Source organism: Bacteriovorax sp. Seq25_V (genome assembly GCF_000447795.1).
Lineage (GTDB): Bacteria > Bdellovibrionota > Bacteriovoracia > Bacteriovoracales > Bacteriovoracaceae > Halobacteriovorax_A.
Map to the genome: position 1 here is coordinate 124,545 of NZ_AUNI01000020.1, position 22,804 is coordinate 147,348.

At 36.5% G+C, this 22,804-nt stretch carries 26 protein-coding genes; 21 read left to right on the forward strand and 5 right to left on the reverse strand.

The features are described from left to right. Window positions 1-69: 69 nt before the first annotated feature. Window positions 70-675: a hypothetical protein gene (locus M900_RS13275; RefSeq protein WP_021275448.1), complete on the forward strand. Its 606-nt coding sequence runs from the start codon at window positions 70-72 to the stop codon at window positions 673-675. Here M900_RS13275 and M900_RS13280 read toward each other — a convergent pair. Further along, complete coding sequence (locus M900_RS13280; RefSeq protein ID WP_034732783.1) at window positions 655-1,065, reverse strand: hypothetical protein; 411 nt, start codon at window positions 1,063-1,065, stop codon at window positions 655-657. The genes M900_RS13275 and M900_RS13280 overlap by 21 nt on opposite strands. Before the next feature lie 136 nt (window positions 1,066-1,201). Beyond that, window positions 1,202-1,936: a DUF3750 domain-containing protein gene (locus tag M900_RS13285; protein ID WP_021275593.1), complete on the reverse strand. Its 735-nt coding sequence runs from the start codon at window positions 1,934-1,936 to the stop codon at window positions 1,202-1,204. Window positions 1,937-2,061: 125 nt separating this feature from the next. Between M900_RS13285 and M900_RS13290 the strand changes: the two genes are divergently transcribed. Genes M900_RS13290 through M900_RS13300 form a run of 3 tightly spaced genes read left to right on the forward strand, consistent with a single transcriptional unit; the run spans window position 2,062 to window position 5,132 of the window. Further along, window positions 2,062-3,186: a DegT/DnrJ/EryC1/StrS aminotransferase family protein gene (locus M900_RS13290; RefSeq protein ID WP_021275514.1), complete on the forward strand. Its 1,125-nt coding sequence runs from the start codon at window positions 2,062-2,064 to the stop codon at window positions 3,184-3,186. 1 nt (window position 3,187) lies between these two features. Continuing rightward, window positions 3,188-4,450 (forward strand): Hsp70 family protein, encoded by a 1,263-nt coding sequence (locus M900_RS13295; RefSeq protein WP_021275454.1) that lies wholly within the window; start codon window positions 3,188-3,190, stop codon window positions 4,448-4,450. A 55-nt stretch (window positions 4,451-4,505) separates the two neighbouring features. Next, complete coding sequence (locus M900_RS13300) at window positions 4,506-5,132, forward strand: LysE family translocator (RefSeq protein WP_021275665.1); 627 nt, start codon at window positions 4,506-4,508, stop codon at window positions 5,130-5,132. On the opposite strand, the gene M900_RS13305 is transcribed toward M900_RS13300, so the two are convergent. Continuing rightward, a complete protein-coding gene (locus M900_RS13305; RefSeq protein WP_021275384.1) occupies window positions 5,129-5,350 on the reverse strand; it encodes a DUF3820 family protein in 222 nt (73 codons plus the stop codon). The two genes, M900_RS13300 and M900_RS13305, sit on opposite strands and share 4 nt — an antisense overlap. A gap of 35 nt (window positions 5,351-5,385) precedes the next feature. On the opposite strand from M900_RS13305, the gene M900_RS13310 reads away from it, so the two are divergent. Together M900_RS13310 and M900_RS13315 are read left to right on the forward strand one after the other, a co-directional pair. Continuing rightward, window positions 5,386-5,853, forward strand: coding sequence for a YaiI/YqxD family protein (locus M900_RS13310; RefSeq protein ID WP_021275430.1), 468 nt, complete (start codon window positions 5,386-5,388; stop codon window positions 5,851-5,853). A 133-nt stretch (window positions 5,854-5,986) separates the two neighbouring features. After that, the gene (locus M900_RS13315) at window positions 5,987-7,261 is read left to right on the forward strand and encodes a DEAD/DEAH box helicase (RefSeq protein ID WP_021275300.1); all 1,275 of its coding nucleotides are present in this window, start codon (window positions 5,987-5,989) and stop codon (window positions 7,259-7,261) included. Window positions 7,262-7,291: 30 nt separating this feature from the next. Here the strand turns inward: M900_RS13315 and M900_RS13320 are convergent, their stop codons facing one another. Continuing rightward, complete coding sequence (locus M900_RS13320) at window positions 7,292-8,182, reverse strand: ImmA/IrrE family metallo-endopeptidase (RefSeq protein ID WP_198296018.1); 891 nt, start codon at window positions 8,180-8,182, stop codon at window positions 7,292-7,294. Window positions 8,183-8,281: 99 nt separating this feature from the next. On the opposite strand from M900_RS13320, the gene M900_RS13325 reads away from it, so the two are divergent. The 8 genes from M900_RS13325 (at window position 8,282) to M900_RS13360 (ending at window position 14,951) form a co-directional block, all read left to right on the forward strand. Continuing rightward, window positions 8,282-9,229 carry an endonuclease/exonuclease/phosphatase family protein gene (locus M900_RS13325; RefSeq protein ID WP_157680664.1) on the forward strand — a complete coding sequence of 316 codons (948 nt, stop codon included), beginning with the start codon at window positions 8,282-8,284 and terminating at the stop codon, window positions 9,227-9,229. 106 nt (window positions 9,230-9,335) lie between these two features. Beyond that, the gene (gene proS / locus M900_RS13330) at window positions 9,336-10,829 is read left to right on the forward strand and encodes a proline--tRNA ligase (protein WP_021275599.1); all 1,494 of its coding nucleotides are present in this window, start codon (window positions 9,336-9,338) and stop codon (window positions 10,827-10,829) included. An 83-nt stretch (window positions 10,830-10,912) separates the two neighbouring features. Then, a complete protein-coding gene (locus M900_RS13335; protein WP_034732786.1) occupies window positions 10,913-11,206 on the forward strand; it encodes a hypothetical protein in 294 nt (97 codons plus the stop codon). Then, window positions 11,203-12,144 (forward strand): hypothetical protein, encoded by a 942-nt coding sequence (locus M900_RS13340; RefSeq protein WP_021275385.1) that lies wholly within the window; start codon window positions 11,203-11,205, stop codon window positions 12,142-12,144. The genes M900_RS13335 and M900_RS13340 overlap by 4 nt, the downstream gene beginning before the upstream one ends. Window positions 12,145-12,159: 15 nt before the next feature. Continuing rightward, window positions 12,160-12,498, forward strand: a complete 339-nt coding sequence (locus M900_RS13345; protein ID WP_021275307.1) for a DOPA 4,5-dioxygenase family protein — start codon at window positions 12,160-12,162, stop codon at window positions 12,496-12,498. 2 nt (window positions 12,499-12,500) lie between these two features. After that, window positions 12,501-13,097 carry a DUF938 domain-containing protein gene (locus tag M900_RS13350; RefSeq protein WP_021275525.1) on the forward strand — a complete coding sequence of 199 codons (597 nt, stop codon included), beginning with the start codon at window positions 12,501-12,503 and terminating at the stop codon, window positions 13,095-13,097. A gap of 19 nt (window positions 13,098-13,116) precedes the next feature. Then, entirely contained in the window at window positions 13,117-13,890 is a 774-nt protein-coding gene (locus M900_RS13355) for an exodeoxyribonuclease III (protein WP_034732907.1), read from the forward strand. A 101-nt stretch (window positions 13,891-13,991) separates the two neighbouring features. Next, on the forward strand, window positions 13,992-14,951 hold the full coding sequence (locus tag M900_RS13360) for a fatty acid desaturase (protein WP_021275342.1): 960 nt from the start codon (window positions 13,992-13,994) through the stop codon (window positions 14,949-14,951). Here M900_RS13360 and M900_RS13365 read toward each other — a convergent pair. Beyond that, the gene (locus M900_RS13365; RefSeq protein ID WP_021275668.1) at window positions 14,946-16,286 is read right to left on the reverse strand and encodes a cytochrome P450; all 1,341 of its coding nucleotides are present in this window, start codon (window positions 16,284-16,286) and stop codon (window positions 14,946-14,948) included. The genes M900_RS13360 and M900_RS13365 overlap by 6 nt on opposite strands. A gap of 59 nt (window positions 16,287-16,345) precedes the next feature. Between M900_RS13365 and M900_RS13370 the strand changes: the two genes are divergently transcribed. The 7 genes from M900_RS13370 (at window position 16,346) to ahpC (ending at window position 22,779) form a co-directional block, all read left to right on the forward strand. Beyond that, window positions 16,346-17,572, forward strand: a complete 1,227-nt coding sequence (locus M900_RS13370; RefSeq protein ID WP_021275520.1) for a glycosyltransferase — start codon at window positions 16,346-16,348, stop codon at window positions 17,570-17,572. 92 nt (window positions 17,573-17,664) lie between these two features. After that, entirely contained in the window at window positions 17,665-18,108 is a 444-nt protein-coding gene (locus M900_RS13375) for a cache domain-containing protein (RefSeq protein WP_021275606.1), read from the forward strand. Between the two features lie 62 nt (window positions 18,109-18,170). Further along, window positions 18,171-20,210 (forward strand): methyl-accepting chemotaxis protein, encoded by a 2,040-nt coding sequence (locus tag M900_RS13380; RefSeq protein ID WP_021275435.1) that lies wholly within the window; start codon window positions 18,171-18,173, stop codon window positions 20,208-20,210. 83 nt (window positions 20,211-20,293) lie between these two features. Continuing rightward, window positions 20,294-21,061, forward strand: a complete 768-nt coding sequence (locus M900_RS13385) for a ZIP family metal transporter (protein WP_021275559.1) — start codon at window positions 20,294-20,296, stop codon at window positions 21,059-21,061. A gap of 92 nt (window positions 21,062-21,153) precedes the next feature. Further along, complete coding sequence (locus M900_RS13390) at window positions 21,154-21,624, forward strand: Dps family protein (RefSeq protein WP_021275373.1); 471 nt, start codon at window positions 21,154-21,156, stop codon at window positions 21,622-21,624. 246 nt (window positions 21,625-21,870) lie between these two features. Then, window positions 21,871-22,089: an ankyrin repeat domain-containing protein gene (locus M900_RS18065; RefSeq protein WP_369751684.1), complete on the forward strand. Its 219-nt coding sequence runs from the start codon at window positions 21,871-21,873 to the stop codon at window positions 22,087-22,089. A gap of 123 nt (window positions 22,090-22,212) precedes the next feature. Beyond that, entirely contained in the window at window positions 22,213-22,779 is a 567-nt protein-coding gene (gene ahpC / locus M900_RS13395; protein WP_021275526.1) for an alkyl hydroperoxide reductase subunit C, read from the forward strand. Window positions 22,780-22,804 lie beyond the last annotated feature (25 nt).

Genomic DNA, 22,804 nt, shown 5'->3' on the forward strand with positions numbered 1-22,804 from the left:
TATTTAACACCCTCTATACTTTTTGCCTTTCTGGCCAAAAGAATACTTTGAAGTAGTAAAATTAGGACAATGTTTAAGATCTTCATTCTTCTATTTTCAGTTCATTTCTTCGCGAGCGCTGAGTTTCATGATAGTGCACAAATCCCTGAAATTGCCCAAAGGGAATATATTTACACCGATTCTACTCGCCATCAGTATGTTCAAACTTATGGTGTATATACTTGCCTCGCAGTCGTATTTTATAGCGAAAGTACTCAAACTGGTGTGCTCGCCCATATTGATAGTGCGACTAAATTACCAGAGGCCGTATCAGAAATAGCTAAACTTTTTAAAGGTGATTCATACTCTGTACGTATCTATGGAGGACAAGCCCCATATTATCTTGAATCAAGAGTTGTCGAAACATTGGAAAACTTTGGTATTGAAGTTTCAGATATCGTGAGAAACACTTCGAGACAGGCCATTAATATTGTACTCGAACTTAAAACAGGTGAAGTTTTTGAATACGATGAAATGCATTCATCTACTAATTATAAAATAAGACAAGCAAAAGTCGACCGACTTAAGTTTTCTAAACGACTTTATCGCCACCAGGATTCGTCGATCGGCGGCGATATCGTTATGATTGATAATTCTACTTCTGCGTTTGATCTCTCAGGATTTTTGCTCCCTTAGTCCCATTAATAACTTGTGACGATACTCAAGGAGTTCCTTCTCATGTTTCAAGTGAGCATAGTAAATAATAATCGTAAGGGAGTAGAGGAGAATACTACCAATAATCAATACCATCGAATAAAGTAACAGAAAATAGTCAGGGCTACTGTTAATCTCGAGATAAGCCATACTTAATGCTATAGTGGCAAAGAACGAGAAGTAGATGTGAAAGTAATTTTTCTTCAGCGTTTTTAGTGCCCAAAACCATTGAAAATCATTTTCATAATCATCGACATCAATATGCATCTTTCTATCATGTTCAATCTCATCGCATAGATGTTCATAGTACTGAATTTGATCTTCATCATTCATTAAGTTGGGGTTAAGAAGTAATTCTGTTTTTGTTATCATACAAACCTCGATAACTCTATTTTAAGCTTGTTCGAGGTTTAGTGATTTTATAAGGTAAGTATGAAATCTTATTTATGCTTTGACCAAGGAATGCTTAAAAATCCCTATACTTGAACACAGGTGCTAAATTATTTTGTCACTTCTTTACTGATTCACTGAAGCCAAGACGTCCAATAAAAGGAAGTTTCAGTGCTGGCCTCCAAAAATCGATACCGAAGTTTAGTCCCAGTAGGTTAATTTCGATACCTTCATTCTTAGCTGCAGTTGCGCCAAATAATCCAAAGAAAGAGAGTTGGTAACCTGTGTTACTTTGACTTTCTCCCCAGAACGTATTTGGACCGAGATAGTCTTTACCGATTGCATTGGCAGGAAGTTCTGTGTCGATCTCCTTAATGTTTCTGATTAAGTAAGAGACAAATGTATTTGAGTTTGGTCCAGGCCAAAGCACATAGCGATCTTTAAATGGGTATTGCTTGATAAGTTTTTTGACCTCGGCAACAATGAGTCTTGCATCACCGCCAGTGCTTTCAAATAATAGGGTTGGTTCATTATCATACCATTTCCTATCTGGGAGCTGCTTTTCAACATTGATGGCCGAACCAGTTGCTCTGATATTCCATGATGTCACCTGGGCAACAGTGTAAGCCGTATCTTCTTTTAGTTTCCAGGCCACCCATGGGTGTGTTCCAAAATAGCCGCGCCATGCGAATGCTCGAGCATAGTAGATCTGGAAAATATCTTCCTTCTGTTCTTTTGCAGGAGTTGCAATATTTGCACTTTCCCGTGATGCACTTCTCCAGTCCTTACTCGAACAAGATGAGAAGATCATTAATAGGAGAGTAAATTGAAGAAGTTTATATACGATTTTCATACAGGAATATTACACCAAAATAGTTTAGATATCTACTTTGACAAAATCTTTACGATAACTAGATTTCCATTCTCTTAAAATATGCTTATAATGAGGTGTATTTAATTCATAATCAAGGAATAACTATGTCTATTTCAGCTGTACCATTTATTACCCTCAATAGATTTGAAGATGGATTTAGAGATCAATTTTTAAAAGGTGTTGAAGGATTATTTGATAATACTCAATTTGTTGGTGGCCCAATGGTCGCTGAACTTGAAGCAACTCTTGCAACGAAGGTTGGTTCAAAATATGCTGTTGGCTGTGCTAATGGAACTGATGCAATCCAAATTGCTTTAAGAGCTGTTGGTGTTGAAAAGAACGATGTTGTTCTTGTTCCAGATATGACTTTCTGGGCAACTTTTGAAGCGGTTGTTAATGTTGGCGCAAATCCTGCGACAGTTGATGTTAGCCGTGAAACTCTTCATTGGGATGTCGAGACTTTTAAAGCAGCGATTGAAAAATTTAAACCAAAAGCTGCTATTATGGTTCATCTCTACGGTTGGGCTTCTCCTGATACGACAGCTATTCGCAAGGCCGCAAAAGATGCTGGCGTTCTTTTAATTGAAGATGGCGCTCAGTGTTTTGGAACCGAAGTTGATGGGAAATCTGTTCTTGGAGAAAGTTTAATTTCTACAACAAGTTTTTATCCTGCAAAAGTGCTTGGAGCTTCTGGAGATGCTGGAGCAATTTTTACAAATGATGAAAACCTAGCAAAGACGGCCAGAATACTTGTCAATCATGGACGTACAGATCACTATTCTCACGGAATGATTGGTTGGAACTCACGTATCGGTGCTTATGAATCTCTATTTTTAAATCTTTCTTTAAAGCATATCGATGCCAGACTAGACAGTAGAAGAGAAGCGGTAAAATACTACCAAGAAAATCTTCAAGGACTTCCTCTAAAAGTAGTTACAGCGGCTTCAAATGTTTCTGAAAATGGTTACTGTGCAGTCGCACTTATTGAGCCAGAATTAAGAGGTGCTTTAATTGAAACTTTAAAGTCAAAGAATATTGGTTTTGGGACTATATACCCAGGAGCAATGAGTCTTCAAAGTGGAGCAAAAGATCACTTAGTTGGTTCAATCGATAATGGAAATGCTCACTATATTTCGCAAGCAGTTCTAAACCTGCCATGTTTTGCATATATTACAAAAGAAGAATTAGCGTACGTTGTAGCGGCGGTAAAAGAGCATTTTAAAAAGTAAGATGAGTTTTTACGCAATAGACTTCGGTACCTCAAATTCGTTAATTTCTTATATTGATAAAGATGGCAATGCTAAACTAATCCCCATTGATCACGATGGGGATGTTATCTTGAAGTCCATTATTTACACTCCTACTCAAAGAGAATGGTTCTATGGTAAAGAAGCAATTTTTGAACGTGAGAATAATGATGGAGAAGGACGCTTCTTTCGATCAATAAAAAAATTTCTTGCGGAACCAAATTATAAGGGAACTGAAGTTCACGGTAAGCAAGTTTCAATTGAATTTCTCGTTTCGAAAATTTTGGGACATATGAAATCTCAAGCAGACAAAGTGGTAGGCGAAAATGTCACAAGCGTCGTGCTTGGTCGTCCTGCTCGTTATTCTTTAAATGACGATAACGACCAATTGGCCCAGGATAGAATGGAAAAGGCCGCTAAGCTTGCAGGCTTTGAAAGAATTATCTTCTGCCCTGAACCTCTTGCTGCAGGATTAAACTTTTCCTCACTCAGTGATAAGTCTCAAGAGATGAATGTCTTGATTGCTGACTTCGGTGGGGGGACTTCTGATTTCACGATCCTTCGTGTTCATGACAAAGAGTACTCAGCTGATGATGTCCTTGGCATGAGCGGTCTCTTTGTGGCCGGAGACGCCCTTGATGGGCAGATGATGAGAGATTTTATTTCCAAGCATTTTGGATCACAAATCGAATATCAAATTCCATTTAATGATAATGTGTTAAAGTTTCCAAAAAAGCTGATGTTAACTCTATGTTCTCCTGCTCACATATCGATCTTACGCGAAAGAGAAACGTGGGAACTTTTAAAAGAAATTCAAAGCTATAGTATTAGTGATGAGTATAAGCGCTTAATTGACCAGCTGTTCACTCTTGTCGAGGAACAACTGGCCTATCCTGTTTATAGTGAAATTGAAAATACAAAGATTGCCCTGAGTTCAAAGAGCACGAGCACATATCAATTTCATCAATCTTCGATTCATATCGATGAGGAGATTACTGAAGACGCTTATCGAGAGTCGATTTCTGAGACTGTCGATAAAATTAAAGACTCAATGCTTAAGGCCTTTGATCATTCCAACTTAGAGCTCGAAGACATTAATAGGGTCTTCATCACAGGTGGTACTGGACAGTCTCCATATATTCAAGAAATGCTCAAAGAAATTTTTGGACCAGAAAAAATCTCCGATGGAGAGGTTTTTCAATCAGTGATTAATGGTCTAACTGAGTATGCGAAACTTCAACAATAGTTCAAAGTCTATGGTATTCTAATTCCTATAATTCATCACCAATGTGAGGATATGAATGATTTTAGCACTTATAACTGGTCTTGTTATTGGCTTTCTTATGTGTATTCCAATTGGACCAATTAATGTCTGGGTTATCAATACTCAGTTAAGAAAAGGTGCCAAAAGTGCTCTCGCAATTGCGGGGGGCGGCTCTTTGATGGATTTTATCTATTTCTATATAATTCTAAGTGGATTGTCTTTTTTCAGTTTCTCTGAATCGATCATTAATTTTTTCAAGGTTATTGGTATTCTTGTAATTTTTGGGATGGGAGTTAAGGAACTTCTATTTTCTTCACAAAGCTTTAATGAAGAATTTGTTGATCAAGCACGAACTAAAACAATTGTTACATCTTTTTTGGTCGGAATTATACTCTATACTTCAAATCCTGGACTTATTGTCACGATGACGGCATTAGGTGCTTTTTTAAAAAGTTTAGATTTATTCGAGTTTAATTTACTCAATATCTTAATTGTCTCTCTTGGTCTTGCAATGGGGTCTTTTCTTTGGTTTGTATGCTTGAGTCACTTTGTTAAACGCTATCAAGAAGCTATTAGAACTAAGTATATGGCCAAAGTGAGCAAACTAAGTGGTCTTCTTATGTTGTTACTAGGTATTTTTATGAGTATAAAAATTTTGTTTTAGATATTCTTGAAAAGATACTCTAGACCATTAACTTTTATCTCATAAAGTTCACGTAAGAGAATTCCAAGCTCTCCATCAGGGAAGCCCTCATTTTCAAACCAAACCATATACTCTTCAGGGATATCAATTAGACGAACACCCTTGTAGCGACCAAAAGGCATTCTGGTCGTTGTAAATTTTTTTAAATATTCTTTATCAAAGTTAAGTTGGTTTTCCATTCGACTCTCTCTCTAAATTTGGTTAGAGTGTATAAATGGATAATACAATCAATTTTAAAATTTGGATAGACGCAGATGCCTGTCCTAAAGTCATTAAAGAAGTTGTTTACAAAACTTGTGCTCGCACCGGAGTCCCTGTAACTCTTGTTGCTAATAGTTATATGACTATTCCTCATTCTCCACTGATTCGCCTCATTCAAGTTGAGCAAGGTGCCGATGTTGCAGATTCCTATATTGTCGAACACCTTGAAGCTGATGATATTATTATTACTGCTGATATTCCGCTTGCTTCTCTTGTCGTTGAAAAAGGCGCATTAGCAATTAATCCTCGTGGAGAGTTGTATACGGAGGAGAATATCAGTGAGCGTCTTTCCATGAGAGATTTTATGCAAGATCTGCGTGATAGTGGAATGCAGACTGGAGGGCCAGCGCCATTTGGACCAAAAGATAAGGAGTCTTTTGCAAACTCACTAAATAAAATACTAACAAAGAAGTTAAAATAGCTACTTTCTTCAAGGTCGTTTGACAAGGCCTCGGTAATAAGAGATAGATAGGGTGCAATCTAAACACTCTTTAAATAAACCTTTTACTACCGGTGTTTGGATTAGGTAGTAAATAAAAAATGGAATATTAAAGATGATAGATTTCAAATCGTTGAATTTGCACGCCTCTATATTAGAAGCTCTCGAAAAAAAGGGTTACACAAGCCCAACACCAATACAGGCGCAGGCCATCCCTCACTTACTAGAAAATAAAGATTTACTTGGAATAGCACAAACTGGAACAGGAAAGACTGCTGCCTTTTCATTGCCGATTATTAATCGACTTGGAAGTAATAAGATCAAGGTAAAGCCTGCAAGAATGCGTACTCTTATTCTTACACCAACACGTGAGCTTGCTTCACAGATTGATGAAAATATTAAGTCTTATAGTAAAGGTCTAAAGCTTTCAAGCACTGTTATCTTCGGTGGAGTTTCGCCTCGTCCACAAATTATGGCCATGTCAAAAGGTGTGGATATTCTTGTGGCAACTCCTGGACGACTGCTTGATCTGATGGGTGATGGACATATTCTTTTTGAGCAACTTGAAGTTTTTGTTCTTGATGAAGCCGATCGTATGCTCGATATGGGGTTTATTCGCGATATCAAAAAAGTAATCGCGAAACTTCCTAAAGTAAGACAAACTCTTCTTTTTTCAGCAACGATGCCAAATGATATTGCCGACCTTGCGAATTCTTTACTAAAAGAACCTGTGCGAGTTGAAGTAACTCCAGAATCGACAACAGTTGAAAAAATTGATCAGAAGCTTTGTCTTGTTGATCGTACAAATAAACCACTGCTTTTAAAAAGTATCCTTCAGGACAAGACGATACAAAGTGTACTTGTTTTTACTCGTACAAAGCATGGTGCTAATAGAGTTGTAAAACATCTTGAGGATGCAGGAATTGGTGCCGCCGCAATTCATGGGAATAAGTCTCAAGGAGCTCGTGAAAGAGCTCTAGATTTATTTAAGCGCGGAAAAATTAGAGCTCTAGTAGCAACTGATATTGCTGCTCGTGGAATTGATATTTCTAATATTACTCACGTTGTTAATTATGATCTTCCAAATGATCCAAAAAGTTATGTTCACCGTATTGGTCGAACGGCTAGGGCCGGACGTGAAGGTGTTGCAATTTCATTTTGTGATGAGACGGAGCTTAAACTTTTAAAAGACATTGAAAAAACAATTAAGATGAAAATAGATGTTGATACTACTCAACCATATCACGGTGCTGAACCACATCTTGCGAAGAAACAACCTTTACGCAATCCAAATGAAGCTAAGGGAAACAAGCCAAAGCATAATCAAAATAGACGTCGAAAGCCACTTAATAAGAAGGCTTCTGGTGCTGCTCCTAGAAAAAGTAATTAACAATAAGACCTCTTAAATAGAGGTCTTTTTTTATTTATCATTTGAATTGAGATTACGATAAATCTTTCCACGATAATAACTAAGAGAGCCAGAAAAATCTGAATTCTCATTTATATCGCATTTTCCAACAATAAAGAATCCCTGTGAATAGATATCACTTTCTTCAAGTGGTGCAAGATAACTTGGTCCATAGAAATCGATATCGTTAACTTCCACATGACAACCAAGTGGGTTTAAAGTAACTTTTCCCGCTGTTCCTAGAATTTGTGCTTCTTCGTAGACATAATTTTCTTTGTAGTCCCATGTTGTAAAGTCATAACTGTCGTTAAACCAACATGCAGGCCTTTGTTCTTGATTAAGACCTGCTATCAAAGTATCAAAACGACATTGCTTGGAAGGATAATCATTTACATTTGTGATTGTCACAACTTCAGTTGATGGAGTGTCAACAGAGGCATTGCCATAAATTTCCCGTGAATCTAATATCGCTCTTTCCATACGTATGCGATCATCCTTGAAAATCCTTGGTAAGCATTCTGATGTGGCAAAGTAATCGGCCTGGGCCTCTGCGGAATACTTCTTGGTTGGATATACCTTTGGCTCTCCTGCGAGGAGGTGACCAACTTCATGGCATACAGTTATAGCGAAAGCGTCGTCAGTTAAATTGTATTTTCTTGGAAACTCGCCGTGGAAAGTCATAATAACTTTATTTTTACGATACGAGACACTGGCATTGGCCACTTTACTTTCCCATTTCGTGTCAAAAGTAATTGGACCATATTTTAGTTCAATCTGTTCTTGGTAGTGTGAAAGAACTTCATCGATAACCTGATGAAAGCTTTGCTCTGTCATTGGTGAAGCAAGTGCGATTGATGAAAGGCCTAGGGCCAGTAATGTTTGTGCGATAGTCTTGATTTTCATGAACATACTATATCTTTATTAGAAATTGGAAGCTAATGGTTTGAAATAATTACTCGCCACTCTATTCAGATGAATAAAAAATAGATATGCCTAATGGGCATGTTTAAGAAACTCATTTTCCTATTTTCAGTCATTTGTGCTGCAAGTTCCTTTGCTAGTGGAAATCTTCGTGTTCTGACCTTGAACCTCGGGGCAATTATGCCTTTTTCTTCAAGCACTGAAGCGAGAATTTCTAGTTTTTGTGAAGAGATTAAGACCAAAGATTATGATGTAATTCTTTTACAAGAAGTGTGGATTAGCTCATATCGTGAGCTTGTTAAAAAGAAATGTGATTTTAAATATAGCCTTGATTTGGATGAACAAAGTGGACTTGATCGCAATATTGAAAAGGGGAGGGTTAGCTCTCCTTCAATGCGTGGAATAAATTTCGTACTTTCAAATCTCTTTGGTCATCTGGGTCTTGATTCAGGTCTTTTGATTCTTAGTCGCTATAAGCTTAATTCTCCAAAGCGTTTAATCTTCTCTGAAAGTGGGGATGAGAAGTATATCTTCGATGGAGAGTCCTTTGTTTCGAAAGGAGCAATTGGTGCAACAATCAAGCATCCTAAGCTTGGTGATATCTTTATTGCGACAACTCACTTGGTTTCAGATTATATCGATCACGATTATCAGGAGCAAAAGAAACTTCAGCTGACAGAGCTGGCGGCCTGGTTCAAGGTGAATTCAAGAAGAGGTAAGTCGATTCTTGGTGGAGATTTTAATATTTCACCACCAAGTGATAAGAGAAGACGTCATCTCAACACAAGTAATCTTTGGGAAAACCTCAAGAATAACTATTTAAAAGACTTCGCGGCCCTTAATTCTGATTTTTCTGACCTCACAACTTTCCCTGGAACTGGACAAGATGATGATGAAGGTGTCGTTGATCATATCTTTGGGCACGGAGGTATCATCCCATTAAAAGGTGAGATTACTCTTAAAAATGGCTTCTCTGATCACTATGGCTTCGAGGCCATCTTTGGAACTCAAGACCTCAGTCTTTTCTAAACTGGAGCGATTAAAGTTTTTTAAATTAACACGGTTCATATAGTGGACGTGACCAAGCGCATTGTCTTATAATAGAGCAAATTTTTAATATATTAGAGAGAGAAAAATGAAAACAGCAATTACCCCAACGAGAGAAGAAGATTTTAATGAATGGTACCAAGAAGTTGTAAAGTCTGGAGACCTTGCTGAGAATTCTCCCGTTCGTGGATGTATGATTATAAAGCCTCACGGCTATTCGATTTGGGAAGGAATGCAGAAGCATTTAGATGCTGAGTTCAAAAGAACTGGGCACCAAAACGTTTATTTTCCAATGCTAATTCCACTTAGCTACCTTGAGAAAGAAGCTGAGCACGTAGAGGGTTTTGCGAAAGAATGTGCGGTTGTTACTCACCGTCGTCTTGTAAAAGATGGAGATAGATTAAAACCAGATGGTGAACTTGGTGAGCCATATGTAATTCGTCCAACAAGTGAGATGGTAATTGGTGAAGCATTCGCGAAATGGGTAAACTCATACCGTGATCTTCCAATTAAAATCAATCAGTGGGCAAACGTTATGAGATGGGAGATGAGGCCAAGAATCTTCCTACGTACATCTGAATTCCTATGGCAAGAAGGACACACAGTACACGCTACTGCAGAAGAGGCAGTCCAGGAAACTTTAACAATGCTTGAAGTTTATCGCTCATTCTTTGAAGATGTACTTGCTATTCCTGTAATGCCTGGTCAAAAAACTGAATCAGAAAAATTTCCTGGTGCAGATAGCACTTATACAATCGAAGCGATGATGCAAGATGGGAAGGCGCTTCAGGGTGGAACTTCTCACTTTCTTGGACAGAACTTTGCTAAGGCTCAAGGAATTAAATTCGCAGATAAAGATCTTAGTGAAAAATATGCTTTCACAACTTCATGGGGAGTTTCGACTCGTATGATTGGTGGTCTTATCATGACTCACTCTGATGATGATGGACTTGTGCTTCCTCCAAAAATTGCAGCAGTTCATGTAAAACTACTTCCAATTTACAAGAAAGAAGCTGAGAGAGAAGAAGTTCTTGCTTATGTAAATGACTTAATGGCAGAAGTTTCAAAAGTTGACTTTAATGGTGGAAAAGTTTCTGTTGAAGTTGATGATCGTGATATTCGTGGAGGTGAGAAGTACTGGAGTAATGTGAAGAAAGGTTACCCAATCATTCTTGAAATCGGTCCACGTGATGTTAAAAATGGTAAAGTATTTATGACAAGAAGAGATCTTGGAACTGGTGCTAAATCAGGAATTGCAAAAGATGATTTTATCTCTTCTGTAGCTTCGATGCTTGAGGAAGCTCAGGCGAATCTTTACACGAGAGCAAAAGAGAAGAGAGACGCGAATATTGTTGAAATCAGTTCAAAAGACCAATTTGAAGAAGTATTTTCAAGAAAAGAATTCCCAAATAAAATGGGATTTGCTTATATCGCAGACAATGAAGAATCGCGAAATATTCTTAGTGAGAAGCAAATGAGCTTCCGTTGTATGCCTTTAACTGAGCAAGAGGTTGAAGGTAAGACTTGTATCTTTACGGGTGAACCTGTTAAGAGAAGAGTTATCATCGCAAAAAGTTACTAATCTTCTAATAATATAGCCCTACTTAAATAGTAGGGCTTTTTTTTCTATCTTTATTGAGTCTCTAAAATTGCTATTATTTATTTATGAAAGCAATAATCTTGTTTATAACTCCATTTTTTCTATGTTCAGCTTCAACTCTAAGAATCAAGGCAAAGAATTTTGATTGTAAGACTAACGAGCTAGGACAATTATTTGTTTCTGAAAATAAGAAGTTAGTCTATCAACTAGAGGTACCTCTTGACGGGAGTGCTGCTTTTAATCTTCCTAAAGGTCAGTATGATATCTCCTACATTACGAAGTCTGGTTGTAGTGCGACACTAAATCATACTCATCAAGCAAATAAGGACTCAGATATTACAATTGAGGTTAAGCAATGAAATTCTTTTTCGTAACATTATTTGGAATGATGGCCACGGCCTCAATGCTGGCACCACAGCCAGGTATGCGAGATATGGAAGGTGCCAGATGTATGGCGCTGCTCCCTCAGTGTATGGGAGATACAAGTGCGACAAGGCCAAGTGATTACTGTGTTCAATGTCAGTACCTTGATCGTGGAATATATCCAAGTGTAGCGACACCAATGCCATCTTACTATCCTTGGTGGTATGGGTATGGGATGTACCAATATCCAAGTTACTACTCGTATCCGGGTGTATGGAATAATGGTGGACTTTCAAATCATTACTATCCTGGGCCTGGTAATATGGCCGCAGGAAAGCCAAATATTTATTTTCATGGTCTAGAGAACGGACAAGAATTTGACTTTAAAATTTCTTATAAAGAAAAGGCGAATGAACTTTCGACTTCTCCAATTCATTCAAAGAATGGATGGAGTATTAAGAAGTCAAAAGATGGACTAGTTGTTGATGGGACAAACTATAACTACCTTTATTATGATTACAAACTCGACTCAAATAAACTGCAAAGTGAAGCAGGTTTTTGCGGTGATGAGAAATCTGTGTATAAGAAGATGGTTTCTGTTTTAAATACAATGAAATTTAAAAAAGCAGAAGTCGATGATTTTGAAAATTACTGGGCCTTTAAAATTCCTAAAGGGGAGTATTGCGTGTTCCCTCAGGAGCATCAGGAGCTTAATGAAATTGCTGCTTGGCAAAGCTCAATACAACCACAATTTTATAAAAGAGTTTTATTTGCACTAATTCCGAAAGATCAGATTTTAGCTAAGAAGGGAGCTAATTTCACAAAAATCCCTGAAAGTGATTGGAATCCGATGAGGGGAATTTATCGTAACGTTGCACAGGCCGATTCGAAGTTTCAAATACATGAGTGGGGAGTAGCCTTCTTAACTAAGTAATGATAGTTTATTGCTATGAATATTACAGTTTTAGATTATCACGTTCATCTCTACTACGATGAAAACTCAATAGAATTTGCAAAAGATCTCGCTCATAGATGCAAGGAAAAGTTTCCAATTGAAATTTGGCACTTCCATGAAAAATTTGTGGGCCCTCACCCAATGTGGAGTGTGCAATTAAGTGTTCAGACTGCCGACTTTGGTCGTGTGTTTGAATGGATCACTCTTAATCATAAGCATCTTATTGTCTTCACCCACCCAAATACAGGAGATGATCTTCTTGATCATACTGATCATGCAATTTGGCTCGGTAAATCACTTGATTTAAATATCGACATCTTTAAGAAGGCCTAGTAATGGAAAAAATGATAAGCGAAGCTTGTGAGCGAAATAAAGGACCAATCCTTGAGAAGCTCAAAGGGGTTATCGATGGCAAGAGAGATTTGAATATTCTTGAGATCGGTAGTGGAACTGGTCAGCACGCAGCTTTCTTTGCTAGCGAACTTTCTAATGTGTCTTGGTCTACAAGTGACCTTAAAGAAAATCATGAGCAGATTAAACTTTGGATTGAAGGAATAAAAAATATCAAGCAACCAATTCAATTTGAATCGGGGAAAGATGAATTTCCTCAAGGTGACTTTGACATTGTTTATACTGCAAATACTCTTCATATCATGTCTTGGAAAAATGTTAAGACACTTATTAAGCAAATAGGAAAGGCCTTGAAAGGTGACGCCCGCGTTTGTATCTATGGCCCTTTTAATTATCATGGAAAATTTACGAGTGAGAGTAATGAAAATTTCGATGCTTGGCTGAAGGATAGAAATCCTATGAGCGGGATTAGAAGTTTCGAAGATATCTGTAATAATTTTGTGAAATATAACTTTATATTAGAAAATGATTTTGAAATGCCTGCTAATAATCGTTTCCTAGTTTTTAAAAAGTTAAAGTGAGATAAATATGGCGAAGAAAATAAAAATTGCATCATGGAACGTCGCTGGTCTTAGGGCCTGTGAAAAAAAAGGTTATCACGATTGGGTTAGAGATTTTGATGCCGACATTATTTGTCTACAGGAAACCAAAGCATTACCTGAACAATTAAATGACTCCCTGGTTAATCCCGTAAATCATGAAGCAATCTACGCACCGGCCGAAAAGAAAGGCTATTCGGGGGTTTCTACGTGGGTTAGAAAAGGAATTGAGCATAAGCATACTATTGGTCTTGGTATTGAGAAGTTTGACTGTGAAGGAAGGACTATCATTACTGAGTTTTCAAACTTCATACTTATCAATTGCTACTTTCCAAATGGCCAACGCGACCACGGACGTGTTCCTTATAAATTAGAATTTAGCCGTGAAGTTGCGAAGAAGGCCTTAACACTCAAAAAGAAAACTAAGAAAGAAGTTATTATTACTGGTGATTATAATACGGCTCACCATGAAATTGATCTTGCAAATCCAAAAACAAATACTAAGTCTACAGGATTTCTTCCAATTGAGAGAGAGTGGATGGATGAGTTTAAAGGCCAGGGCTTTACAGATATTTTTAGAGAGTTCACTCCAGATGAAAATGGTCACTACACGTGGTGGACTTTTAGAGGTGACTGCCGAGCGAGAAATATCGGATGGCGTATTGATTACTTCTGGTCAACAAATGAACTTCTCCCAAGAGTGAAGGCCTGTGAACATCATAGCGATGTGATGGGAAGTGATCACTGTCCAATCTCAATGATATTAGAGGTTTAAGTTTTTTTAATGCTCTGTGTAAAATATTCAGGAAGTTGACTATTTAATTACTTCTTACTCAAAAATTGTTTATAACAAAGTATACAAATTTTGAGGTCAATATGAAAAGCAGTGCTATCTTTAAGAATATTTGTAAGGACAAGTATTATCTTCTGAAGCTTTATTCAGTGGAGACCTTACTATTTTCAATAGCTATTCTTATACTTTTAAAATTTAGATCATTCGAAGCTCTCAATTTTTCAGCGGTTGACTTTTTATTGTTAATTCCAGCTGTTATTATGGGCTGGCTTGTTTCTTCATTTCTTCACAATACTTCCCACGATAATATTAAAAATCGTTTTTTAAATCTATTTGTAGGTGAGTTTTGTGGAGCATGGGTAATGTATGGCTTTAGAAATTTTATTCTGATTCATATCCTTCATCATAAATATACGGATGAAGAATTTGATCCTGTAAATCCGTCAGGTATGACATTTCTTGTTTTTGTGACTGCGCCAATGCGCTATATGATTAAAAGAGCTAAATCATTCTTAGAAGATAATTATAAATCAGAAGAAAATTATCATAAGATTATGATTGGGCATGATATTCTTTTTCATCTGAATCTTGTTTTGAGACTTGCTTTCTGGTTTACTCTATTTGGACCAAAGCTTTTTTTACTTTTTTATATTCCATCTGTAATTAGCAATATTGCTATTCTTGCTCATATTAATTATGTTTGCCATCAAGACCATGAAGACGGAAGTGTGGAGATTTTTAACCTTAATCATAACCTCTATTATAAAGTTGCAAACTTCATAACGATCGGTGGCTATTATCATAAGAGTCATCACTTAAACCAAAATCTCTTTGATCCACGTGCTCTAAAAACAAAACGTTCAAAAGAGAGGTTGATTTCCAAGCAAGCACAAGGAATCTCTCTACATCAGGACTATCAATATTCAGGATCTTTAATTTCAAAGTATTTTGAAATCAATGGGATTTGGGGCGAGAGAAAGAAGAATTTTGAGAAGGCCCAGTCAAAAGATAGACTGGCCGTTGTCCATCGCTTAAGTCTATAGTCGACTTGTTAGCTTTATCAAAATATCTTTCTTTGGTCTTAAGCTAACATAAGCTTCTGCGAGAGGAAGCTCATCACTTAATTCCAGTTGAAAGTTATTTAAAACCTCTTTAATAATTATTTTTATTTCACTTAAAGAAAATAGTTCGCCAATACAACGTCTTGGTCCTTTTGAGAAAGGTATCGAACGATGTTCTTTATTAATTTCATTCGTTATAAAACGATCAGGTTTAAATTCTAAAGGATCTTGATGATATTTTTCACTTCGTTGCATGACATATATTGGAATAACAACATTAGTATTTTTGAAAATTTGTAAGTCTCCAATTTGCGTATCTTTAGAAGCTTTTCTCGATAGAACTGGAAATGCCGGATAGAGACGCATAGCCTCGTGTATAACGAGATCAAGATAATCATCATTTCGCTGAATTTCTATAAATAGCTTTTCCTGGATATCCTGATGCTTTGCTAGTAGTCCAAATATCCAAGATAGAGTGTGTGCAGTCGTTTCGTGACCTGCGAGCATTATAGTTAAAATCTCATCTCTAAGCTCATCATCTCTAAGTGACGTTCCAGTCTCTTCATCTTTTGCATGCACAAGTCGCTGAAGTACACTGGAGAGTTCTGTGGGTCTTGGGTTCTCTCTCTCTTTAGTAATAAGTTCCATCACTATTGTTTCTAAATTTTTAAAATGTCTTTTGAATTTAAAATTTTTCTTTGTTGGTACCCAGTAAGGAATAGGGAAGAACTCGAAAATTCTCTCGTATGTTACGATTGAGGTATAGTCTACTGCTTCACTCACGATCTTTGCTTTTTCTTCTCCCAAATTTGAACCAAGAAAAATCTCACATGCAATATCAAACGTTACCTTTTTGCAAAAATCACATATATTGATTGAATCTGAAAAATTAGCAACCATTTTTGAGGTGATATTTTTGATAGATGGTTCATATCTTGTAATTGCGTTATTTCCAAACTCTTTTGAAATAATTGTTCTATTTCGTAACCAAAGGTTAAAATCATTATTTGTGGCGAGGCCATTTCCAACAACGGCCCTAATCTCTTCAATCTGTTCTCCTTTAATGAATGAGCGATTATTCTCGATGAGAACTTCTTTAATCATTTTTGGATCATAGATAATTACAGAGTTCATTGGCCATGGGAAGCTTGCTATTTTTCCATATTCATTATGCGTTTGTGTGAATGCCGCTAAAATATTTTTTTGAAACTCTTTTACATAGTTAATATATTTCAACCCTCGAGGGCCTGGGATATGGGAAAGTCTGACAAAAGTGATTGCCTTTTTAAAACTAGATTTGCGATTTTCATTTGCCATAGTTTATTTTAGCAACTCAATTTCAAACATAAAGTTTTTTTTGATGGTACAATATTTCCATGGCAAGAATTCTATTAACTTCTATTGGCTCTTTGGGAGATGTAAATCCAATTATTGCTCTTGGAAAGTATTTGAAGGCAAACGGTCACGTTATCACTTTGGCAACGTGCGAACGCTATAGAAATAATATACAAGATGCCGGCTTGGACTTTATCTGTGTTCGTCCTAATTACGATCCAAAAGACGAAGCTTTGTGTAAAGCAATTGTTCATCCGACACTAACTCTTTATTATGTCCATAAGTTAATTCTAACAGAGGAACAACTTGAACTTAGTATTAATGACTTTTGTGATATTGTTAATGATTATGATTTTGTAATTGGTAATGTATTTTCATATGCCGCAAAGATAGCGTGTCTTAAAAATAATGTGAAGTGGGTCTCTCTAAATCTTTGTGCTCTTTGTTTTTTTTCAAGTTATGACCCTCCAGCTCTTTATCCTCTTCTTTTTTTGCAAAAATTAAAGTTTGGAAAACGTCTCATACATAAAGTTTTATTTCGCTCGATGTTTAAACTCGTCGATTATTGGGGCCGTGAGGTTCATCGCTCATATGAGAGACATGGACTTGGAAAAGCCGGAAGCCTTATGCTAGAGGCTCCTTTCTCAAAAGACTTAAATATTGCATTATTTCCAAAAGAATTTGGCACTTTTCAAAAAGACTGGCCAATCAATACGGTTCAAGCTGACTTCTTAAATTATAGTGGAGAAAAAACTGATTTATCTGATGAAGTTAAATATTTCTTAAATAATAAAGAAAAACCAATACTTGTGACTCTAGGATCTGTGGCTGTGTATAATCTCAATGAGTATCTTGAACCAATAATTAAACTCATTGAAAATACGAAGGATCGCTATATCCTCACAATTCCTGATTCGTATAAAGAGCGCTATGCTGTTTTAAAAGAAGATAGAATTCTTCTCGCGAATTTTCTACCTTATACTTCAGTTATGCCTTTAACAAAGGCGGTTATTCATCAAGGAGGAATTGGAACTGTCTCCAATTGTTATCAATCTAAAGTATTTCAAATTATCATTCCATCTTGTACGGATCAATTTGATAACGCCTATCGTGTGAAGAAAATAGGTCACGGTGATTTTATTCCTTTAAAATCCCTATGCTATACTAAGCTTAAGCTTAAATATTCACTGATAGAAACCTTCTCTGTCTCCATTGAAAATGGTGAACATGATCGGTTATCAGTGTTGCTCTCTTATTTAGAATTATGAGTTTTTCTTCATATAAAAGTAGTTAACTATCTAAATTATAAACCGATATCTTAATATAAGTTTTTATAAATTTTTATAATTTGGGAGGGATTATGAAGAAGATTTTCTTGATTACTATTTTATCATTAACTTCATTTTATTCGAATGCTGCAGGCTGTACTAAAGAACAGGCTAAGGCCGCTGTAGAGAAAATGTGCGGAGAAATTACTGCAAAAGGCGATGCTGCAAAAGCTGAGGTCGCAAAGTTTAGATTTTGTGACACTAATTATGTTTGGGTACAAGACGCAGATGTAAAAATGGTTGTTCATCCAATTAAGGGAAGACTTAACGGGAAAGACCTGAAAGGCAATAAAGATGAAAAAGGAAAATTCCTATTTGTTGAGTTTGATAAAGTTGCCAAGGCAAATGCTGAAGGTGGTTGGGTAGACTACTATTGGACTAAGCCAGGAGATGAGGCACCAACTCCAAAAGTGTCATTTGTTAAGCAGTGTGCAGGTGACAAAAAGTGGATTGCTGGTGCAGGTGTTTGGAAGTAAGTAAATAAGTAAGTAAGTAAGTAAGTAAGTAAGTAAGTAAGTATGTAAGGATTTCTCTAGTGATGAAAAAATTAAAAAATATTGGACTTAAAGTACAAATTACTTTGATGACTGCAATCGTCTCAGCAATCTGTATTGTAGTTATCTCTTTCATTAGTTCTATTCGTTCTAAGAGTGCGCTTTTGGATATATCAAAAGGGCAACTTGATTCAACGAGTAAATTGATGTCGGATAAGGCGAATGAATACTTTTCATCACTAGAAACCTTTACAGGTATATTAAGTAAAGACCGCTTGATAGAGGGGTTGTTTATCGCATTTGAAGGAGCATTCTATGGTGGTGCATTTTCAACAGATAGTGATCAAAAAATTTTAACTCCTTCCTATATATCTAATGATAAATTATATGGAGATAGAATTAGATTAACAGCGAAAGATTATAAGTTAAAGTCGATCATGCTTGTTTCAATAAATGGGCAAGTAATTATGAATTCTATCTATGATGAGAAGTATCATTTTCTTGGGCGAAGCTTAAGGAATGGAGCATTGAAAGGCAGTGCTCTTAGTAAGTGTTTTGAGCAGGCCATTGCATCAGACAGTAATAAGATGTTCTTTGCTGACTATGCTCTATATCAAACATCAGGAGATGTGCACTCTTTTATTTGTCAGCGTGCTCTTGCTGAATTTCCTCATCCCGATGAGGGAATTGCAAAAGGAGATGTCCTAGGTGTTCTGGTCACAGAAGTTGATCAAGCTTATATCAATGGAATTCTTTCTTCTCGAGAAGGAATGGGTGAGACGGGACAAACTTACTTAGTAGGAGAGGACGGGATTTTAAGATCCAATATGTTCATTGAAAGTGGAAAGTTTAATGTTACAAACTCACTTAAAGAGAATATAAAAATAGAAAATGAAGCAGTTAAAAATGCTCTTGCAAATAATGTCGGAAGCCTTACTCTTGTTGGTCCACTAGGAAAAGAGGTTTTGACATCTTATAGAACACTCAGAGTTATTGACCGAAACTGGGCTTTTATCGCAGAGAGAGAAATTACAGATATCTTAGCTCCTGTAAATAAAATGATCTACTTTATTGTTCTTATTTCATTCATTCTTTTTGGAATTATTGTATTTGTAAGTTGGTACGCAACTTCAATGTTATCAAGGCCTATTACATCTTCTACAGATCATCTAAAAGAAATATCGGGAGACGTTGGAGAGAATGCACAGATTGTAAAAAAGTATTCTGAGGATCTTGGAAATGCTTCTGGAAATCTCGCAAGCTCGATCCAAGAAACGGTTTCAACAATGGATGAAATCACACAGATGGTTAATAAGAACCTTGAGAATGTTGATCAGTCAACAATGCTGTCGGAAGCGAGTAAGAACGCCGCTACAGAAGGACTAGGCATTGTAAGTAAAATGCGTGAAGCAATGAATGACATCAATGGTACTAATAATAATATCACTGAAGAAATGAGAGAGTTGAGTGAACAGATGGTTGAAATCATCTCAGTTATTGAAGAGATTGGAGCAAAGACTTCGGTAATCAATGATATCGTTTTTCAAACGAAGTTACTTTCGTTTAATGCTTCGGTAGAAGCCGCGCGAGCAGGAGAACATGGAAAGGGATTCTCTGTTGTCGCCGAAGAAGTTGGAAATCTCGCGACAGCTTCGGGAACAGCTGCAACGGAAATATCAACAATGCTTCAGGAGTCTGTAGGTAAAGTTCAACAAATTGTAAATTCTTCAAAAGATAAAATTGCACGAGTTACTGAAGAGGGAGCAATGAAAATTCAATTTGGTCAAACTATTGCGACTAAGTGTGGAGAGCAGTTAAATCTCATCCTTGAAAATGTAAATAGTGTCCATGGAACAATCTCTGAAGTAAAGCTAGCTTCTAATGAGCAGGCTACAGGTATTCGCGAAGTATCAAAAGCAATGCAGATGTTAGATCAGGTCTCAAACGATACACAGCAGATTTCGACTGATATCTTAAAAGTTGCAAAAACTTTGAATGATGGCTCTGAAGAACTTGAAGATATCGTTAAAATTTTTAACAACCTTATCTCTGGAAAAAAGAAAGAAGCTATTAGTGAGCAATAGTTGTTTTCCTTTATGAGGCCATAGAAAAAATCTATTTACAATATATCACACTAATCCCTTATCATATGAGATAGGGGTTTTTTATGTCGTTTTTAGATAATCCGTTTATCATTGTCACTCTAATTGGTCTTTCAACTGGACTTGGTGCCCTTCCTGTGTTCTTTAAAAAGAAGTTTGATAAAGACTCTCTAGATCTAGGAATGGGCTTTAGTGCAGGTATTATGTTAGTAGCCTCATTTATTTCTCTAATCATTCCAGGAATTGAATCTGGAATTCTTCTCTTTGGAAAAGTTAACGGGCTCTTAACCGTCACTTTTGGTATCGTGATTGGTTATTTCTTCATTATAGGTATTCATAATTTGACGCCACACCTGCACTTTCATAAGGCCGTTGATATGAAGCTTGAAAAAAATTTAAGTCGCATGACTTTAATTATGCTTGCTATCTGTCTGCATAATATTCCAGAAGGACTTACAGTTGGTGTTGGTCTTGCCTCAGACGATAAGTCCCAGGGCCTTGCTCTAAGTTTTGGTATCGCTCTTCAAAATATGCCAGAGGGGTTAGTTGTTGCAATAGGATTAATTAGCGAAGGTAGCTCTAAAAGCCGAGCTTTTCAATTTGCATTACTATCTGGATTAGTTGAACCAATTGCTGCTATACTCGGATATTATTCATTGCAATTTTCTAATATGCTTCTTCCGTTCTCCCTAGGCTTTGCTGGAGGGGCGATGTTATTTGTAATTTGTCAGGAAATATTTCCTGAGCTTTTTAGAAAGGGACATGAAAAGAAAGCATCTTGTGGTGTCGTTAGTGGCATTATAACGATGTTTGCACTTAGTTATTTATTATAAGTGATTAGGTTTTCCCTTAATTGTGATTTTTATCATTGAGTAATAAAATATAATAAAATATCTTTGATTTAATTAAAAACCTTGGAGGATTTATGAATTTAAATATTGGAATTGATGAAAACAAAAGAGTAGAGATCGCAACAAGTCTTTCACAACTTCTTGCAGAGTCTTATACGCTTTATTTAAAAACACACAAGTATCACTGGAATGTAACAGGGCCAATGTTTCAAACTCTTCACTTAATGTTTGAAACACAATACAACGAACTTGCTCTTGCCGTTGACGAGATTGCTGAGAGGATTAGAGTAATGGGAGTTAAAGCTCCTGGTTCATATGGTGAGTTTGCAAAACTAAGTTCAGTTAAAGAAGATACTTCAACAAACACAGAAGCAAATGTAATGATTCAAAATCTTTTAAATGATCACGAAACAATTGTAAGATCAGCCAAAGGGATTTTACCACTTCTTGAAGGTGCAAACGATGAAGGTACAAATAGTCTTCTTGGTGCGAGAATCGAGTATCATGAAAAAACAGCTTGGATGCTAAGAAGTTTAATTGGTTAAGATCATTCGATATAAGTGATTTGTGGGACTCAATGAGTCCCTTTTTTAATTCAGCTTTCTCTATCATCTCATCAATATATAGAATTTCAAATTAGTCGCAAAACAAGTGAATATGATTTTTATGAAACTTTAACAGAAAGACTATATGGCCGTGAATAAAATCATAAATGGATTCATAATTTCAATTAAAATATTATCGCTATCATCTTTTGCTGATACTTGGACAAGAGAAACTGAGCATGGTGGATTTCTTATAAATGTACGGTAGAACAGAAAAACAATGAACAACAAACTCCATTGATGTATGCCGCACTCTTTGATCGTAAGGATATTGTAAGAGAGTTAATGAAGAATGGCGCAAGCGTCAATGAGACCGACTTGGAGGGGCGTTCTGCGTCATCTTTAGCCCGTGAACAAGGCAATTTTAGCATGCTCGAAGTTTTGAATAGAAGAGTGTCTAACTAATTGATATTATATGGTTTTTTTTGATAGAGTGAGCCTATCAATGTATAGATAAAATGAAATTGGAAAATAGTAAAAATTAAACGATAGTATATGCATTAGATAATAAATCTTTAGGAGGATATTATGCAAACGTTAATCAACACAAAAATTACTGACTTTAAACTTGAAGCTTATCACAATGATGACTTCAAAACTGTTACAAACAAAGACATTGAAGGAAAGTGGTCAATCTTTTTCTTCTACCCAGCTGACTTTACATTTGTATGTCCTACTGAACTAGGTGACATGGCCGATAAGTATGCTGAGTTCCAAAAAATGGGTGTTGAAGTTTACTCTGTATCTACAGATACTCACTTCACACACAAAGCATGGCATGATGCTTCTGAAACAATCAAGAAAATTAAGTACCCAATGCTAGCTGATCCAACAGGTCACCTAACAAGAGCATTTGGTGTTCACATTGAAGAAGCTGGTCTTGCTTACAGAGGAACTTTCCTTGTAAACCCAGCTGGTGAAATTAAGCTTGCTGAAGTTCAAGATAACGGAATTGGAAGAAACGCTGATGAGCTAATGAGAAAAGTACAAGCTGCTCAATTCATCGCAGAACACCCAAATGAAGTTTGTCCAGCTAAGTGGAAACCAGGTTCAGATACACTTAAACCAGGTTTAGATCTAGTAGGTAAAATCTAGAATTAAAAAAAGTTTTAGGGCCGTC

Coding starts and splice junctions, on each gene's coding strand:
- proS (WP_021275599.1), top strand. CDS start 9,336: ATGAAAACAGCAATTACCCCAACGAGAGAAGAAGATTTTAATGAATGG.
- M900_RS13280 (WP_034732783.1), bottom strand. CDS start 1,065: ATGATAACAAAAACAGAATTACTTCTTAACCCCAACTTAATGAATGAT.
- M900_RS13285 (WP_021275593.1), bottom strand. CDS start 1,936: ATGAAAATCGTATATAAACTTCTTCAATTTACTCTCCTATTAATGATC.
- M900_RS13350 (WP_021275525.1), top strand. CDS start 12,501: ATGGAAAAAATGATAAGCGAAGCTTGTGAGCGAAATAAAGGACCAATC.
- M900_RS13385 (WP_021275559.1), top strand. CDS start 20,294: ATGTCGTTTTTAGATAATCCGTTTATCATTGTCACTCTAATTGGTCTT.
- M900_RS13290 (WP_021275514.1), top strand. CDS start 2,062: ATGTCTATTTCAGCTGTACCATTTATTACCCTCAATAGATTTGAAGAT.
- M900_RS13390 (WP_021275373.1), top strand. CDS start 21,154: ATGAATTTAAATATTGGAATTGATGAAAACAAAAGAGTAGAGATCGCA.
- M900_RS13380 (WP_021275435.1), top strand. CDS start 18,171: ATGAAAAAATTAAAAAATATTGGACTTAAAGTACAAATTACTTTGATG.
- M900_RS13305 (WP_021275384.1), bottom strand. CDS start 5,350: ATGGAAAACCAACTTAACTTTGATAAAGAATATTTAAAAAAATTTACA.
- M900_RS13325 (WP_157680664.1), top strand. CDS start 8,282: ATGTTTAAGAAACTCATTTTCCTATTTTCAGTCATTTGTGCTGCAAGT.
- M900_RS13295 (WP_021275454.1), top strand. CDS start 3,188: ATGAGTTTTTACGCAATAGACTTCGGTACCTCAAATTCGTTAATTTCT.
- M900_RS13365 (WP_021275668.1), bottom strand. CDS start 16,286: ATGGCAAATGAAAATCGCAAATCTAGTTTTAAAAAGGCAATCACTTTT.
- M900_RS13375 (WP_021275606.1), top strand. CDS start 17,665: ATGAAGAAGATTTTCTTGATTACTATTTTATCATTAACTTCATTTTAT.
- M900_RS13345 (WP_021275307.1), top strand. CDS start 12,160: ATGAATATTACAGTTTTAGATTATCACGTTCATCTCTACTACGATGAA.
- M900_RS13320 (WP_198296018.1), bottom strand. CDS start 8,182: ATGAAAATCAAGACTATCGCACAAACATTACTGGCCCTAGGCCTTTCA.
- M900_RS13370 (WP_021275520.1), top strand. CDS start 16,346: ATGGCAAGAATTCTATTAACTTCTATTGGCTCTTTGGGAGATGTAAAT.
- M900_RS13310 (WP_021275430.1), top strand. CDS start 5,386: ATGGATAATACAATCAATTTTAAAATTTGGATAGACGCAGATGCCTGT.
- M900_RS13315 (WP_021275300.1), top strand. CDS start 5,987: ATGATAGATTTCAAATCGTTGAATTTGCACGCCTCTATATTAGAAGCT.
- M900_RS13340 (WP_021275385.1), top strand. CDS start 11,203: ATGAAATTCTTTTTCGTAACATTATTTGGAATGATGGCCACGGCCTCA.
- M900_RS13360 (WP_021275342.1), top strand. CDS start 13,992: ATGAAAAGCAGTGCTATCTTTAAGAATATTTGTAAGGACAAGTATTAT.
- M900_RS13275 (WP_021275448.1), top strand. CDS start 70: ATGTTTAAGATCTTCATTCTTCTATTTTCAGTTCATTTCTTCGCGAGC.
- M900_RS13300 (WP_021275665.1), top strand. CDS start 4,506: ATGATTTTAGCACTTATAACTGGTCTTGTTATTGGCTTTCTTATGTGT.
- ahpC (WP_021275526.1), top strand. CDS start 22,213: ATGCAAACGTTAATCAACACAAAAATTACTGACTTTAAACTTGAAGCT.
- M900_RS13335 (WP_034732786.1), top strand. CDS start 10,913: ATGAAAGCAATAATCTTGTTTATAACTCCATTTTTTCTATGTTCAGCT.